Genomic DNA, 15,181 nt, shown 5'->3' with positions numbered 1-15,181 from the left:
TATGTCGCGACGTCTGGTCAGCCTGACCCTCGACACGCTGGAGGATCTTCCGCGTCCCTGCCGGCAGTGCGTCTACTGGGAGCTTGATCCGGTCTCCGCCGACCGCGCGTGCGCCGCGGGTGACCCGGGCCTGGAGAAGGAGGCGTGGGTCTCCCAGACCCTGCTGGAGTGGGGGTCCTGCGGCAAGCTCGCGTACGTCGACGGCATGCCGGCGGGCTTCGTGATGTACGCGCCGCCCGCCTACGTTCCCCGGTCGATGGCGTTCCCGACGTCGCCGGTCTCGGCCGATGCCGCGCTGTTGATGACCGCCAACGTGGTCGCCGCGTTCGCCGGGGGCGGGTTGGGCCGGATGTTGGTGCAGGGCGTCGCACGGGATCTGACGAAGCGGGGCATCAAGGCGATCGAGGCGTTCGGTGACGCCAAGTTCGGTGACGCCGACGATCCGGCCGGCGGCTGCGTGGCACCGGCCGACTTCTTCCTCTCCGTCGGCTTCAAGACGGTACGTCCGCATCCCCGCTTTCCCCGACTCCGCCTCGAACTGCGTACGGCGCTGAGCTGGAAGTCCGACGTCGAGTACGCGCTGGAGAAGCTGCTCGGCTCGATGAGCCCGGAGACGCTGCTCCGGCCGGTCCGACCCGCCCCGGCCACCCGCTCCACGGGCGGCTGAGCGGAGGTCAGTCGACCACGGTGCCGGCGGCCACGACCGCACGCAGTTCGCTGACGTCGAGCGAGCCGGTCGGCACGTCCCGCTCGATCGGGTAGTACATCCGCTGGACGGCGGCCACGATCGCCTCCACCACGCGGTCGCGAAACCGCGGGTCGACGAGCCGGGCACGGTCCACGGGCGAGGTGAGGTAGCCGACCTCGACGCGTACCGCCGGCATCCTCGTCAGTCGCAGCAGGTCCCAGGCCTTGGCGTGCGTACGGCAGTCCCGCAGTCCGGTCCGCGCCACGATCTCCCGCTGCACCAGACCCGCCAGCCGTTCACCGGTCGCCGAAGTCACCCCGTTGTCGGTGCCGTAGTGGTAGGTCGCCACACCCTCCGCGTCCGGGTTGGCGTGCCCGTCGAGGTGCAGGGAGATGAACACGTCGGCGCCGAGCGAATTCGCCAGCAGCGCCCGGTCGGTGTCCGGCAGGCACGCGTCGGGCGCGGGACCCCGGGTGAGCTGGACCCGGACCCCGGACGCGGCGAGTCGTCCCTCCAACCGGCTCGCCAGGTCGTGCACGAGGTCGGCCTCCGTCCACCGCAGCGGACCGTCCGGCACCACCATCCCGGGGTCGGTCCCACCGTGGCCGGGGTCGATGACCACCGTCTTACCGACCAGGGCCGGCCCGGACTGGCGGATCGCGTCGGACTCGCGTAGCCACTGGGGGCGACCGCCGACGACCTTGCGGCCGATCCGCCGCAGCGCGTCCATCGTGTGCGGGCCGCAGGAGCCGTCGGGGGTGAGACCCACCTCGCGCTGGAACTGGGCCACGGCCCGGGACGTCCGGATGCCGTAGATGGCGTCGGCGCGGCCGACGTCGTACCCCATCTCCAGCAGTCGTTCCTGCAGCGACCGGACATCCTCGCCGGTGAGCGGCTCGGGGACCGCGTGGTAGAGGGTGCGGGCACCGAGCCGCCAGCGTGCGGCCTCCAGCGCGCCCCAGGTCTCCGAGCCGACCCGGCCGTCCACGCTGAGCCCCCGGGACTGCTGGAACGCGCGGACCGCGCGTTCGGTGTCCAGGTCGAACTCGTCGCTGTGCGGGCCGGCGGCAGCGAGCAGGTCGAGGCCGGTGAGGATGGTACGGATCTCCGTGACCGCAGCTCCCCGGTCTCCGGGTCGGATCGGACGCACGCACGACCCCCTCTGCACGAGTCTGGCTGGCCGGGCGGCGGCCCTGAGCTTGAGGCTATGCGTTCCGGACCGGTGACGGGCTCGGGCCGGGAAAAACACCGAACCCCGCACCCGACGAGCGGGTACGGGGTTCGGTGGTGTCTGCGCTGATCAGAGGGCCGACTCGATGAGCCGGACCAGCTCGCCCTTCGGCTTGGCGCCGGCGATCGACTGCACGGGCTGGCCGTTCTTGAAGACGGTGAGGGTCGGCACCGACATGACCCGGTAGGCCCGCGCGGTCTCCGGGTTCTCGTCGATGTTGAGCTTCACGATGGTGACCTGGTCGCCCATCTCGCCCGCGATCTCTTCGAGCAGCGGCGACACCTTACGGCACGGCCCGCACCACTCGGCCCAGAAGTCCACCAGCACCGGCTTGTCGGCCTGCAGCACGTCGGCGACGAAACTCGCGTCGGTGACCGCCTTGGTATTTCCCACTATTGCCCTCCTCCGGGATGTGTTTCCTGTTCTAGCTGAGCGTCGCGATGAACCGCTCGGCGTCGAGCGCGGCGGCACAACCCGTGCCGGCCGCGGTGATCGCCTGACGGTAGGTGTGGTCGACCACGTCACCGGCGGCGAAGACCCCGGGCACGTTCGTCCGGGTGCTGGGGGCCTGGACCTTCACGTAGCCCTCGTCGTCCAGCTCGACCTGACCCTGGAAGAGCTCACTGCGGGGGTCGTGACCGATGGCCACGAACACGCCGGTCACGTCCAGCACCTTGGTCTCGCCGCTGTGTACGTTGCGGACCCGTACGCCGGTGACCTTGCCGTCAGCGCCGAGGATCTCTTCGACGGTGCTGTTCCACTCGACCTTGATCTTCTCGTTGCTCAGCGCCCGGTCGGCCATGATCTTGCTGGCCCGGAAGGAGTCGCGCCGGTGGATGATGGTCACCGAGTCGGCGAAGCGGGTGAGGAAGCTGGCCTCCTCCATCGCCGAGTCACCACCGCCGACGACGACGATGTGCTGGTTGCGGAAGAAGAAGCCGTCACAGGTGGCGCACGAGGAGACACCGTGGCCCAGGTACTCCTGCTCGCCCGGCACACCCAGCGGACGCCAGGCCGAACCGGTGGAGAGGATCACGGCGCGGGCCCGGTAGGCGGTCTCGCCGACCCACACGGTGCTCGTCGCGCCCGAGCCGGCGTCGCCGGTGTCGACCAGCTCGACCCGCGTCACGTCGTCGGTCAGGAACTCGGCACCGAACCGCTCGGCCTGCTTGCGCATGTTGTCCATCAGCTCGGGGCCGAGGATGCCGTCAGCGAAGCCGGGGAAGTTCTCCACCTCGGTCGTGGTCATCAGCGCGCCGCCGGACTGGACACCCTCGATGATCAGCGGCTTCAGGTTGGCGCGCGCCGCGTAGACCGCCGCTGTGTAACCGGCCGGGCCGGAGCCGATGATGATCAGGTTGCGGACCTCGTCCACTGCCGTCTCCCGAGTTGTGTGTGTTCGGCGTCGGCGCGCGCACCGATGCTGATCCGAGTGCCGACGCCTGGGGGGTGCCGGCAGCTGACTTCCAGAACGTCATCGTACGAAGCGGGGATTCCCGAACCGGGCAACCGGTGGGTCAGGTCACGTGGACGCTCATCGTGCTGCGGATTCACCCTACCCGCGCCGAATACCGGCTGTCCGAGCCGGACCCGGGTACACCGCACTCGGCTCCGCTCACCCAGGCCCAGCGTGCCCCGGTCGGGTCGGTGAACCGGATGACGAGGGCCTGCTCGCCCTGGAACCGCGCGTAGTCGATCATCTCGACGACCAGTGGACCCGAGCCGTGTTCCGCCGCCACGGACGACAGGCACGCCGTCAACGCGGCCTCGTCGCTGAGCCGGGCGAGCTGGTTCGACCCGTTCGAGGCGGGCCGCCGGTCCCCTCCGGCGTCCGCTCCGGGCTGCTCTCCGGGGCCACTGTCGCTCGATCCGAGCAACGGGGACGCCGGGCTCGGCGTACCACCGAGGGTCTGCGGGCTGTAGTCGACACCGCTGTGCAGGGCCGGACCGGAGGTGCGGACCGTCCCGCCGGCAGCGATGCCCGCGGGCGCGTTGACCGGACGCTCCACGGCACCGGTGTCGGCGGTGTTGGTCGACAGGTGACCGAGCCCCAGACCGACCGAGACGACGGCAGCCGCCGCGATGGCCACCGGGGCGGCGGCACGAACCCAGCGACGCGGCCGGCGACCGGGGCCGGTGGGGCCGCGCCCCGACTCGGCAGGCAACGACGTGGTGGGCCGACGTCCACCCTGCGCCGGCACGGTCACCGGCGTGGCCGGAGCCGGCGTCTCGGGTGACCCGGTGGCGCTGGACGGCGGGGTGTCCGCTGCCACCAGCGCGGCGGCGATTCGTTCGGCGACGGCGGGCGGCAGCTCCGGGGCGGGCTCGGCCCACCGGGTCAGGTCGCTGCGGACCTGCGTCACCGCGGCTGCCAGCAGCGCGTACGCCTCGGCCCAGGCCGGGTCCGCAGCGACCAGCCGGGCGATCCGGGCCTGCTGCGGGGTACCGTCCAACGCTCCGCCGAGGTAGTCAGCGAGCAGGTCGGCGTCGACCTCCCTGAACTCCTCGGCCGTCACGTCTCCTCCTGAATCGCGTCCTGTCGGATGCGAACCGACCCCGATCCGACGCCCTCGGCCGGGCGTGGGTTCCCCGTCGTGACGTCGGGCACGTCCGGGTCGACCCGTTCGGGGCGTGCCGACGCCGGGCGGAGGTGCCCGAGCAGCACCGCCAACCGGGCCCGGCCCCGGGCGCACCGGCTCTTGACCGTCCCTTCGGCGACTCCGAGGATGCGTGCCACCTCGGCCACCGGGTAACCCTGCACATCCACCAGCACCAGGGCGGCCCGCTGCTCCACCGGGAGCGCGGCGAGCGCCGCCCGGACCACGAGCGCGGTGTCGTGGTCCGGCGCGGGCGCGGCCGGCTCGACACCGCCGGTGCCCGACCCGTCGGCGCGGTTGCCGTCGGGCAGCGGCACGGTGGGATGCGCCTGCCGGCGTCGGATGCGGTCCAGGCAGGCGTTCACCACGATCCGGTGCAGCCACGTGGTGACGGCGGAGTCACCGCGGAAGCGAGCCGCCGCGCGGTGTGCCGACAGCAGGGCGTCCTGGAGCGCGTCGGCGGCCTCCTCACGGTCGCCGAGCGTCCGTAGGGCCACCGCCCAGAGCCGATCGCGGTGCCGGTGGAACAGGGCCGCGAAGGCGTCCCGGTCGCCAGCGACGTGGGCGCGCAGCAGCTCGAGGTCCGTTGCCGCGTCGCGCCCGTCCATCACCGCGTCCGGTGGATGCGGTGCCCGGGGTGTGCTGCGCGGCTCACGAACCCTGGACCGTGATCTCCTGCACGCCGAGCTTGAAGCCGCCGTCGTCGCCGTTGGGCGGCAACTCGGTGAACCAGAGCAGCAGGTAACGGTACTTCTCGTCGGCGTTGAACCCGTTGAAGGTCATCGTGGTGCCGTCGTGCTCCTTGAGGACACCGATCTCCGTCTTGTAGTTCGCCACCATCGACTTGTCGCCGTTGGAGGTCGACGGGTAGGTGGTCGTGCCGGCGAGCAGCTTCGCGGTGGCGCCTCGACCGGAGAGCACCGCCTGCACCGACTTCACCGTGTGGGGGGAGCCCAGGTCGAACCAGACGCCCATGCCCGACTTGAGGTTCCCGTACGTGGCGTTCGGGTAGCGGTCGGTCTCCCAGCCCTTGTCGTTGTCACCGTCGATCATCTTCTTGGCGCCGTCGAGCTCGTCCCGTGGGGCGCTGTCCGGGTCGATGATCTTGATGTCCTGCACCTTGAGGTTACGCACCGCGGCGGCGGCCGGGGTGGCCTCGCCGGCCGGAGCGGTGGCGCTGGGGGTTGCCGCAGCGTTGTCCTGCGGCTTCTCGTCGTCGCCGCCGAGCGCGCTGATGCCGATGAGCAGACCTACCAGGGCCACCGCGAGCAGACCGGCGATGCCGATGGCGACCTTGCGGCCACCGGCGGCGGCCAGCGGGGACGGCTCCTCCCCGGTCTCGGCGGTGAACCGCAGCGGCCCGCCGTTGTCGAGGTAGTGCTCCTCCTCGGCCGGCACGTCCAGCCGGGCCAACTCGGCCGCCAGCACGTCGGACGACGGCGGCGCGATGTCGGCGTCGAGCAGGTCCATCGTCAGGTCGTCCAGGTACGCGGGCACACCGGCCCGGACCTGGCGGGGCGCCGCGAGGGCACCGGAGGCGTCCCGGACCGCGTCCGCGATGGCGGCCCGCCCGTGACCGGCGGTGGCCCCGCGCAGCGGCGCCTCGGTGTGCGGCCAGTGACCGGTCAGCGCGAAGTAGAGGACGCCGCCGACCGCCCGGATGTCGCTCTCCTGGCTGTCGTCGCCGTCGGTGCGGGCGTCGGCCAGGACCACGCGGCCATCGTCGCTGATCATGACGGTGCCGGGGTGGACGTTGCCGTGCACCATGCCGGTGGCGTGCACGGCGGCCAGCGCGCTGGCGACGGCGTTGCCGACAGCGGTGGCGCGGGCCGGGTCCAGCGGGCCCTCGGCGGCCAGATCGCGCAGCGACTGCCCGTCCACCCACTCGCGGACCACGTACGCCCGCTCGGCCTCGTCGATGGCGTCGTACACGCCGACGAGGTTGGGGTGGATGACCCGGCTGGCCGCGACGGCCGCCTGAAGCATCTCGGTGGCGGAGTCGCCACCCGGGTAGCGCAGCACCACCGCGACGGGACGGCGCAGGATGACGTCGACCCCGCGCCAGACGAGCCGGCCCGCGCTGTCGTTGTTGATGTGCTCGACCAGCTCGTAACGCTCGGCGAGGATCTCACCGGCCGTGGGAGCACCGAAGGTCATGATCGGAGGAGCGCTCTCGTCCGCCTCCTGACCCTCGCCGACCTGGGTCACCCGTCCTCCCTCGGTGATCGTGTCGATCGATGGACCCGTACTGCTGGGCATGTGGCTTCCCGCTCTGCCGTTGAAGGAACCGGCCAACCGGTGTCGACGCGCAGCGTCGGCGCCTGCCGTACCCGTCGAGAGCGACCTTACCCGGGTTGCCCGTCTCCCCGACATGTCATCTTCTTGCCGTACCCGGCGGGGTGCCGGGGATCGGGGAAGTCGTCCGGTTACGACCGTTGTCAGCCACGTTGCTGGCACATGTACTAGCTAATCTACGGCTTCACCGCAAGTGACCGACGTCGGGGCCGGGCCGGGCGTGCTGCCCTCGTCCACCAGCCAGTTCCCCGCCGATTGGACGCTCAGGCTCAGCCGTACGGTTGGTTATCCACAGGCCTATCCGGTGGCTGACCGGTGAATCGCGGAGTTATCCACAGGGACATCCCCAGGCTGGTGATCCATGGTCACGTTCCGTGTGGCCGCGACCGTGGGTACGGCGATTCAGCGGCCGAGCCGACGACGGACCATCCCGACCACCTCGGTGATCTCCCCGATCCGCAGCACCATGGCGAGCCCGAGGTAGCTCCCGCCGATCACCGCGCCACCGATCACGAGCTGGACGATCGCCTCCAGGCGGCTCGGCGTGTCGTCGCCGGGCAACAGCTTGATCACCAGCAGGCCGACGAGCGCCGAGCCGAGTGCCGCCGCCGCGACCCGGCCACCGGTCCGCATGATCTCGCCGAGGCCGATCCGGCCGACGCGCGGCCGGAGCAGCCACGCGGAGCCGATCGCGGCAGCCAGGTAGGAGACCGCGTTGCCGATCATCATGCCGGCCCCGGCGAAGCTCGCCGAGAAGGCCACGAAGAGCACGACCTGTACGCCGATCCGGAGAGCCACCACCGGAATGTTGATCAGTGCCGGGGTGCGGGTGTCGGGCAGGGCGTAGAAGGCGAAGGTGAAGAGCTGGCTCACCGCGAACGGAACCAGCGCCAGCGCGGCGGCGAGCAGGACGACGGAGGTGGCGGTGGCGTTGTCCTCGTTGAACGCGCCGAACCGGAACAGCGTGAACGCGATGGGCGTGGCGAGGACGGCGTAGCAGACCGCGATCGGCGCGAGCACCGCCGTGACCGTGCGGGTACCCCGCGACAGGTCGGCGGCGACGTCGGCGTACCGCCCGTCGGCGGCGGCGGCGCTCATCCGGGGCATCAGCGCGGTGATGATCGAGACGGCGATGATGCCGTGCGCGGTCATCAGCAGCAGAAAGACGTTGTTGTAGATCAGCGGACCGGCGGCGTTCTCCTTGCCGGCCCGGTTCAGCAGGTTGAACAGCACGATGAGGCCGACCTGGCTCACCGCGACGTAGCAGATCATCCACGCCCCGAGCCGGCCCAGCTCGCGCAGACCGAGCGCGCGGAAGTCGAAGCGCGGCTTCCAGCGGAAGCCGACCTTGCGCAACGCCGGCAGCAGGCCCGCCGCCTGGACGGCGACACCGAGCAGGGTGCCACCACCGATCAGCAGGATCCGCCCGGTGGTCATCTCCTCGGGTTGCACGATCTCCGCCCCGAAGATCGCGATGTAGAGACCGGCCGTGGCGATCACCACGAGGTTGTTCAGGATCGGCGCCCACATCGGGGCGGCGAAGTGCCCCCGCGTGTTGAGCACCGCGCTGATCAGCGCGCTCAGCCCGGAGAAGAAGATCATCGGCAGCATGAGGCGGGCCAGCCCGGTGACCAGCTGCGAGTAGTCGCCATTCGACGGGCCGCTGCCGTAGAGCCAGGTGAGCGTCGAGGCGAAGGCGACCGCCAGCAGCGCCGCGACGCCGAGGGCGAGCACCGCCAGGGTGAGCAGTCGCTGGGCGTACGCCTGGCCGCCGTCGACGTCGACCTTGCGGCGGCGTACCAGCACCGGGATCAGCACGCTGGTGAGCACGCCGCCGAGCAGGAACTCGTAGACCATGCCGGGCAGGATCTGCGCGGTCGTGTACGCGTCACCGACCAGCGCGCCACCGAGCGCCGCCGCGATGACAAGGTTGCGCAGGAAGCCCGTACCCCGGCTGACCAGGCTGCCGATCGCCATCACCGCGCTGTTGGTCGCCGCGCTCGCCTCACCCACCTGTTCCTGGGGCGGGGCGGTCGACTCCATCGCCGGCTGATTCAGCGGCTCGGCGGAGATGAAGGTGGCGCCGTCGGAGGGGCGGATGTTGGCTCCCGTACCGCCGTCCCGTGCGGCGTTCGCGCTGCGGTAGAGCCCGCCGCTCATCTCCAGCCTCCCAGGGGTACGTCGAGCCGGGCACCGACCCGCACGTCACAGACCTTAGTCAACTCGCACCCGTTACCCGCGCCCGGCGGATCGGATCACACCCCGGCCCGATAGGCTGGCGATCCCATGTCCGAAGCCTCCGCTCCCCACGCCGCCGACCGCCGCGACCTCACCGCCGCGCAGCGCAACGCCGTCGCCGAACTGCTCCGGGTCTCCCCGGTCGCCGACGAGCTGGGCCGCCGTTTCGTCCGTGCCGGTCACGAGCTACACCTGGTGGGCGGTTCGGTACGCGACGCGCTGCTCGGCCGACTCGGCGACGACCTCGACTTCTGCACCGACGCCCATCCCGACGAGACGTTGCGGATCATCAAGGGCTGGGCCGAGTCGATCTGGGAGACCGGCCGCGAGTTCGGCACCATCGGCGCCCAGCGCGACGGCCTCCGGCTGGAGATCACCACCTTCCGCGCCGAGTCGTACGACCAGGTCAGCCGCAACCCGGTGGTGGTGTACGGCACCAGCCTCGACGAGGACCTGAAGCGGCGCGACTTCACCATCAACGCGATGGCGGTCAGCCTGCCGGACCACCGTTTCACCGATCCGCACGGCGGACTGGACGACCTCGCGGCCAAGGTCATCCGTACTCCCAGCACCCCCCGGGAATCCTTCGGCGACGACCCGCTGCGCATGCTGCGGGCCGCCCGGTTCGCCGCTCAACTGCGCTTCGCCGTCCACCCGGACGTGCACGTGGCGATGACCGAGATGGCCGCCGACCTGGACCGGATCACCGCCGAGCGGATCCGTGACGAGTTCACCAAGCTGCTCTGCGGCGCCGACCCGATCACCGGGCTGCGGCTGCTGGTCGACACCGGGCTGGCCGAACGGTTCCTGCCGGAGCTGACCGGACTGAAACTGGAGATCGACGAGCACGCCCAGCACAAGGACGTCTACGAGCACACGCTGACGGTCGTCGAGAACGCGGTCTCCTACGAGGAGGAGGGCTGCGACTTCGTCCTGCGGATGGCCGCCCTCATGCACGACGCGGGCAAGCCGGCGACGAAGGCCGTCGGGTCCGACGGCCGGGTCAGTTTCCACCACCACGAGGTGGTCGGCGCCCGGCTGACCAAGGCCCGGATGAAGACGATGCGGTACCCCAAGGAGATCACCGCGAAGGTGACCGCGCTGGTCGCGCTGCACCTGCGCTTCTACGGGTACGGCCGGGGCGAGTGGACCGACTCGGCGGTGCGCCGTTACGTCGCCGACGCCGGTGACCTGCTGCCCCGGCTGCACAAGCTGACCCGCTCGGACTGCACGACCCGCAACCGTCGCAAGGCGGCCCAGCTCGCCGCCGACTACGACGCGCTGGAGGACCGGATCGCCCGGATCGCGGCCGAGGAGGACCTGGCGCGGGTCCGCCCCGACCTGGACGGCAACGCGATCATGGAGCTGCTCGGCGTACCGCCAGGGCCGATCGTCGGGCGGGCCTGGAAGCACCTCAAGGAACAGCGCCTGGAGCACGGCCCCCTCGACCGCGACGCCGCCGAGGCGGAGTTGCTGCGCTGGGCCCGCGCCGAAGGCCTGATCCCCTAACCAACCCCGCCCACCCCCCCCCGCGAGGCCCCCGCCCCCGCCCCCGCCCCGCCCCGCCGATCTTGCACTTTCTGTCGTCGATATGAGGGGGATGCCCTCTTCTGTCGCAACAGAAAGTGCAAGATCGCGGGGACGGGGCGGGGCGCGCGCGCGGGGTGGCTAGCGGGTTTCTACGGCTGTTCCGTCCATGGACGGGTTCTTGGTTGCCGGGGTGCCGTTGCCGGGCGTCGAGGCTGAGCCCAGGCGGGCCAGCAGGCCGGCCAGGTCGATGCCGGTGAGGTCGCTGCCGAGCTGTAGACCCTGCGCCACGTTGCCGGCCACCGACTTCGTCAGCGACGACGCGCCCTCGGTGGAGATGACCGTCATCTTGTCGATCGCCCCGATCGGAGCGCTGGCCGCCTCGACGACCTGTGGCAGGACCTTGACCAGCAGGTCCAGCACCGCGGCCTCGCCGTACGCCGCGAACGCCTCGGCCTTGCGGGCCATCGCGTCGGCCTCGGCCTCACCCTTGGCCAGGATGGCCGCCGCCTCGGCCTGACCCTCGCGCTCGACGGCCTCGGCGATCGCGGAGCGCCGCCGCTGCTCGGCCTCGCCCTCCTTGGCGCCCTCGATCGCGTTCGCCTCGGCGAGGGCCGCCCGTCGGGCCCGCTCGCCCTCACCGGTGAGCCGTGCCTGCTCGGCGGAAGCCTGCGCGGCGGCGATGACCGCCTGGCGCTGCGCGTCCGCGCTGAGCACCGCCGCGTTGCGGGCCGCCTCGGCCTCCTGCTCCACCTTGTATCGGGCGGCGTCGGCCGGCTTGCGCACCTCGGTGTCCAGTTGGCGCTGCTTCAGCTCGGCGTTGCGCTCGGCCACCTTCTGCTGCTCGGAGAGGATCGCCTGGTCCCGTTCGGCCTGGGCGAGCGGCCCGGCCGCGGCCGACTTGGCCTTCGCCGCGTCGATCTCCGCCTGGATGCCGGCCTGCTTGAGGGCCAGGTTGCGGTTCGCCTCGGCGATGGCCTCCTCGGCGAGCAGTCGCTCCTGCTCGGCCTGCTGCCGGGCCCGCGCCTCGGCGATGGCCGCGTCCTTGAGTACCCGGGCGGCCTCCGGTCGGCCCAGGTCCTGCAGGTAGGAGCCCTCGGCGAGGATGTCCTGGAGTTGGAAGGTGTCGAGCACCAGACCCTGGTTGGTCATCGAGTGCTCGGCCTCCTCGGCCACGGCGCTGGCGAACGCCGCCCGGTCCCGGATGACCTCCTCGACGGTGAGCCGACCGACGATCGAACGCAGCGCGCCAGCCAGCACCTCCCGGGTGAAGTTGTCGATCTCGTCCTGCTGGTGCAGGAACCGCTGGGCGGCCGCCCGGATCGCGTCCTCGGTGCCGCCGACCTTGACGATCGCCACGCCGTGCAGGTCGGCACGGATGCCCTGCTTGCTGACCGCGCCCCGGATGCCCACGTCGATCCGGCGGCTGGACAGGTCGAGCGACTGGAGCTTCTGCACCACCGGGAGCACGAAGACCGAGGCGCCGAGCACCACCTTCTGCCCCGAGGTGTCGGTCGACCGGCCGCCATCGGCGGTGTGCGTGGTACGCCCCTTGCGACCCGTGACGATGAACGCCTCATTCGGCCCGGCCACCTTGATCCGGGACAGCACGAACAACACCAGGACGAGCGCGAGGACGACCGCGCCCACGACAGCTATCAACAGGGGCATGGAGGGGGTCCTGTCTATGAGAGGGAATCAGTAGGTCTCGACGTGCACGCTTGTCTCACTCAGTGCCTGCACGACGAAGACCTGCGCGCCGATCGGGATCGGCCGGTCGGCGCGGGCGTTGAGCTTGACCGGCTGGCCGGCGACGCGTACCCGCACCTCGCCGTACCCGTCGAGGGGCACCGGCGTGACGACCAGGCCGAGCGCGCCGACCAGGTCGTCGCGGGTGGGGGTGGGGTCGGTGCGCATGTTGCGCGCCGCCCGGCTGAACCGCGATGCCAACCACGCCGTGGGCGCGGCCGCGAGCAGGCCGCCGGCCGCCGCGGCCGCGATCATCGCGGGGGTACGCGCACCCAGCAACTCGTTGACGATCGCCGCACCGAAGCCGAACGCTCCGGCGAAGCCCGCGACCGTCTCGGTGGAGATCGGCCCGTCCACGTCCGGATGCCCGAAGTGGAGCAGCTCGCTGCCGAGCAGGGCGAGCGCCAGCACCGCGACACCGGCCCCGCCGATGATCAGAAAGATGAGCGTCCCCGTGGCCACGACCTGCACGGTATCGACGCCGCGCAACGCCGACGAAGGGCCGAACGGCTCAACGAGGCGCCACGCTGATCTCCAACTCGGACAGCTGTGCGGTCAGTGGCTGGCGGACGAGTTCGCGCCCGGTCGTGTCGGCGAGCACGAAGTCACCCTGGTACGGCTCCCGGTAGAGCAGCAGGTCGTCGTCGACCCAGGCGGCGTCGGCGACCGGCAGCGGGTTGACGACCCGGCCGGTGGCGGTCTCCACCAGCAGCGGCTCCTGCTGGCCCTGGACGACGGCCAGGCGACCGTCCGGCGACCAGGCCCACGGCCCGGCGGGATCGCCGGGTAGCGGCTCCGACCGGGTTGGTCGTCCGTCGTCGGCGGAGAACATCTGCACGCCACTTCGAGGGTGTCGGACCGACTCGGACCGGGGCCTGCCCTGGGCGGTCTGCGGCAGTGCCACCTCCCGACCGTTCCGGGTCCAGACAAAGGAGCACTGGTCGGTGCAGAGGTAACGCTGCCGGGACACCTCGTGGGTACGCTTCGTGCCGTCCCGATCGAGGACGACGAAGCCGAAGTGGTCCAGCTGAGTGGTGGTGAACAGCAGGCGTCGACCATCCGGTGACCAGGTCGGGCGGTTCAGCGCCCGGCCGACCTCGTGCCAGCGGGTCTTTCCGCTCGCCAGGTCGACGAGACCGACCTCGCGAGGACGGTCCTCCTCGATGACCGCCACCAGAGAGCCGGTCGGCGCGGGGAAGATGGCGTCGTAGCGGTCGGTGGGCACATACCGGCCCCGGCCCCGGTCCAGCAGGAATCCGCTGCCCGACCCGCCGGCGTACTGCGCCCGGGTCACCACCCAGTTGCCGGGCAGCACCAGCGGTGCGGCGGCCCAGTTCGCTCCCGGGGTGGGCCGGATCGAGGGTGCCGCCGTGATCGAGGGTGCCGGAGTCGCATCCGTGGGTGGCGTCGCAGGAATCGCGGCCGGTCGAGGACGCAGCAGCACGAACGGCACCGCCACCGAGACGACCGCGACCAGCACTGCCGCGCTGACGGTCAACCGCCGCCGCCGACGCAACCGGCGGCCCTGGCCGAGTGCCCGGACGGCGAGTCCTGGAGCGGGCGCGGCGCCCTCGGCCAGGTCGCGTACGGCCCTGCGGAGCAGGTCGTCCAGTTGTGCGGTCATCGCGTCACCTCCGGGCGGGTCAGCTCGTCCAGCCCTGGAACAAGGTGCCGGAGCCGTGCCAGCGCTTTGGCGCTCTGGCTGGCGACCGTGCCGGCCCGGCAGCCCAGCAGTGACGCGGTCTGCTCGACGCTCAGGTCCTCGAGGTAGCGCAGGGTGAGCACCGCCCGTTGCCGTGGCGGCAGCGTCCGGAGGGCATCCAGCAGCAGCAACCGCAGATCGGTCTCGCGGCCGCTGTCACTGTCCAGCGGCCGTTCCGGCAACTCCGCCACGGGCACCTCCGCTCGCCGCGCTCGCCGTCGCCAGCCGGACACCTGGTCGTGGTAGAGGATGCGTTTCACGTACGGCTCGGCGTCACCCCTGATGCGCGGCCAGCGGGCGTACGCCTTGGCCAGTGCGTTCTGCAGCAGGTCCTCTGCCGCGTGCTGATTGCCGGCCAGCACGTACGCGACGCGCAGCAAGGCGGCACCCCGTTCCTGAACGAACGTGGTGAACTCCCCGTCGACCTTCGCCACCGCCCACCTCCGTAGTTCAGACGCTGTACGGCAGGAGAACTTTGCCTCCCAACGGAGGAACAATGGACGCATGCGCTGGACCGTGCTCGACTCGCCGATCGGCGAGTTCTCCGTGGCCACCGACGGCACGAACGTCTGCGGGGCCCACTTCGGCCGGGTGGACGGGGCCGCCGACGAGCCGGGCGACCCGCTGTCCCGGCAGGTCGTGACCGAGTTGCGGGCGTACTTCGCCGGCGCGTCGACCGCGTTCACGGTTCCCGTGTCGGCCCCGCGCGGCTCCGAGTTCGAGCGCGCGGTGTGGCGGGAGATGACCCGCATTCCGTACGGCGAGACGCTGACGTACGGCGAGGTGGCGCGGCTGGTCGGCGATCCGGGAGCGGCACGGGCGGTGGGGGTGGCCTGCAACCGCAACCCGATCCCCGTGATCGTGCCGTGTCACCGGATCGTCGGCGCGGGCGGCAAGTTGGTCGGCTTCGGTGGCGGCCTGCCGCGCAAGGTCACGCTGCTGGAGCTGGAGGCCGGCGTCGCCCTGCGGCACGCGTGGTCCTGACCAGCGATCATTGCTGTCGCACCTGGCCCGGGCCGACGCACCGGAGATGGGCACCTGGCGATCGCTACACAATTCGCGGCAGCTGCCTCCGTACCTCGGTCGCGTCAGGGACGGCGGCATCTTGGTCGCCGGGGCGACTCGTCCACACGCTCGGATCCTGGGGCAGGCCG

General features: G+C 71.5%; 14 protein-coding genes. 3 read left to right on the top strand and 11 right to left on the bottom strand.

What is annotated here, in order from left to right; translation table 11 throughout:
• Window position 1 precedes the first annotated feature (1 nt).
• A complete protein-coding gene (locus tag ACN269_RS19710; protein ID WP_074315552.1) occupies window positions 2–667 on the top strand; it encodes a GNAT family N-acetyltransferase in 666 nt (221 codons plus the stop codon).
• A 7-nt stretch (window positions 668–674) separates the two neighbouring features.
• On the opposite strand, the gene ACN269_RS19705 is transcribed toward ACN269_RS19710, so the two are convergent.
• From ACN269_RS19705 to murJ, 7 genes are all read right to left on the bottom strand, one after another.
• On the bottom strand, window positions 675–1,838 hold the full coding sequence (locus ACN269_RS19705; RefSeq protein WP_421473807.1) for an N-acetylmuramoyl-L-alanine amidase: 1,164 nt from the start codon (window positions 1,836–1,838) through the stop codon (window positions 675–677).
• 150 nt (window positions 1,839–1,988) lie between these two features.
• Complete coding sequence (gene trxA / locus ACN269_RS19700) at window positions 1,989–2,312, bottom strand: thioredoxin (protein WP_007453873.1); 324 nt, start codon at window positions 2,310–2,312, stop codon at window positions 1,989–1,991.
• Window positions 2,313–2,343: 31 nt separating this feature from the next.
• Window positions 2,344–3,294: a thioredoxin-disulfide reductase gene (gene trxB / locus ACN269_RS19695; protein WP_421473806.1), complete on the bottom strand. Its 951-nt coding sequence runs from the start codon at window positions 3,292–3,294 to the stop codon at window positions 2,344–2,346.
• 175 nt (window positions 3,295–3,469) lie between these two features.
• Window positions 3,470–4,435: a hypothetical protein gene (locus tag ACN269_RS19690; RefSeq protein WP_421473805.1), complete on the bottom strand. Its 966-nt coding sequence runs from the start codon at window positions 4,433–4,435 to the stop codon at window positions 3,470–3,472.
• Window positions 4,432–5,124, bottom strand: a complete 693-nt coding sequence (sigM, locus tag ACN269_RS19685) for an RNA polymerase sigma factor SigM (RefSeq protein WP_421473804.1) — start codon at window positions 5,122–5,124, stop codon at window positions 4,432–4,434. Before sigM ends, ACN269_RS19690 begins: the two co-directional genes overlap by 4 nt.
• Before the next feature lie 43 nt (window positions 5,125–5,167).
• Window positions 5,168–6,775, bottom strand: coding sequence for a protein kinase family protein (locus ACN269_RS19680; RefSeq protein WP_421473803.1), 1,608 nt, complete (start codon window positions 6,773–6,775; stop codon window positions 5,168–5,170).
• A gap of 438 nt (window positions 6,776–7,213) precedes the next feature.
• Window positions 7,214–8,971, bottom strand: coding sequence for a murein biosynthesis integral membrane protein MurJ (murJ, locus tag ACN269_RS19675; protein ID WP_421473802.1), 1,758 nt, complete (start codon window positions 8,969–8,971; stop codon window positions 7,214–7,216).
• Between the two features lie 126 nt (window positions 8,972–9,097).
• Here murJ and ACN269_RS19670 point away from each other — a divergent pair, with 126 nt between their 5' ends.
• Window positions 9,098–10,558 carry a CCA tRNA nucleotidyltransferase gene (locus tag ACN269_RS19670; protein ID WP_421473801.1) on the top strand — a complete coding sequence of 487 codons (1,461 nt, stop codon included), beginning with the start codon at window positions 9,098–9,100 and terminating at the stop codon, window positions 10,556–10,558.
• A 159-nt stretch (window positions 10,559–10,717) separates the two neighbouring features.
• On the opposite strand, the gene ACN269_RS19665 is transcribed toward ACN269_RS19670, so the two are convergent.
• The 4 genes from ACN269_RS19665 to ACN269_RS19650 are packed head-to-tail and all read right to left on the bottom strand — an operon-like array spanning window position 10,718 to window position 14,461.
• A complete protein-coding gene (locus ACN269_RS19665) occupies window positions 10,718–12,247 on the bottom strand; it encodes a flotillin family protein (protein ID WP_421473800.1) in 1,530 nt (509 codons plus the stop codon).
• A 27-nt stretch (window positions 12,248–12,274) separates the two neighbouring features.
• Window positions 12,275–12,796: a hypothetical protein gene (locus tag ACN269_RS19660; protein ID WP_421473799.1), complete on the bottom strand. Its 522-nt coding sequence runs from the start codon at window positions 12,794–12,796 to the stop codon at window positions 12,275–12,277.
• A 40-nt stretch (window positions 12,797–12,836) separates the two neighbouring features.
• Complete coding sequence (locus ACN269_RS19655) at window positions 12,837–13,949, bottom strand: TolB family protein (protein ID WP_421473798.1); 1,113 nt, start codon at window positions 13,947–13,949, stop codon at window positions 12,837–12,839.
• Window positions 13,946–14,461 (bottom strand): SigE family RNA polymerase sigma factor, encoded by a 516-nt coding sequence (locus ACN269_RS19650; protein WP_421473797.1) that lies wholly within the window; start codon window positions 14,459–14,461, stop codon window positions 13,946–13,948. The genes ACN269_RS19655 and ACN269_RS19650 overlap by 4 nt, the downstream gene beginning before the upstream one ends.
• A gap of 70 nt (window positions 14,462–14,531) precedes the next feature.
• Between ACN269_RS19650 and ACN269_RS19645 the strand changes: the two genes are divergently transcribed.
• Complete coding sequence (locus tag ACN269_RS19645) at window positions 14,532–15,011, top strand: methylated-DNA--[protein]-cysteine S-methyltransferase (protein ID WP_421473796.1); 480 nt, start codon at window positions 14,532–14,534, stop codon at window positions 15,009–15,011.
• The last annotated feature ends 170 nt before the right edge of the window (window positions 15,012–15,181 follow it).

Origin of the sequence: Micromonospora sp. WMMD736, assembly GCF_049179015.1 — a bacterium.
Classification (GTDB): domain Bacteria; phylum Actinomycetota; class Actinomycetes; order Mycobacteriales; family Micromonosporaceae; genus Micromonospora.
This window is presented reverse-complemented; position numbering and strand designations above follow the sequence as displayed.

Bases quoted from the DNA above. Each gene is read 5' to 3' on its own strand.
- ACN269_RS19670 (WP_421473801.1), top strand. From the start codon at position 9,098: ATGTCCGAAGCCTCCGCTCCCCACGCCGCCGACCGCCGCGACCTCACC.
- ACN269_RS19655 (WP_421473798.1), bottom strand. From the start codon at position 13,949: ATGACCGCACAACTGGACGACCTGCTCCGCAGGGCCGTACGCGACCTG.
- ACN269_RS19665 (WP_421473800.1), bottom strand. From the start codon at position 12,247: ATGCCCCTGTTGATAGCTGTCGTGGGCGCGGTCGTCCTCGCGCTCGTC.
- sigM (WP_421473804.1), bottom strand. From the start codon at position 5,124: ATGGACGGGCGCGACGCGGCAACGGACCTCGAGCTGCTGCGCGCCCAC.
- ACN269_RS19680 (WP_421473803.1), bottom strand. From the start codon at position 6,775: ATGCCCAGCAGTACGGGTCCATCGATCGACACGATCACCGAGGGAGGA.
- ACN269_RS19710 (WP_074315552.1), top strand. From the start codon at position 2: ATGTCGCGACGTCTGGTCAGCCTGACCCTCGACACGCTGGAGGATCTT.
- ACN269_RS19645 (WP_421473796.1), top strand. From the start codon at position 14,532: ATGCGCTGGACCGTGCTCGACTCGCCGATCGGCGAGTTCTCCGTGGCC.
- murJ (WP_421473802.1), bottom strand. From the start codon at position 8,971: ATGAGCGGCGGGCTCTACCGCAGCGCGAACGCCGCACGGGACGGCGGT.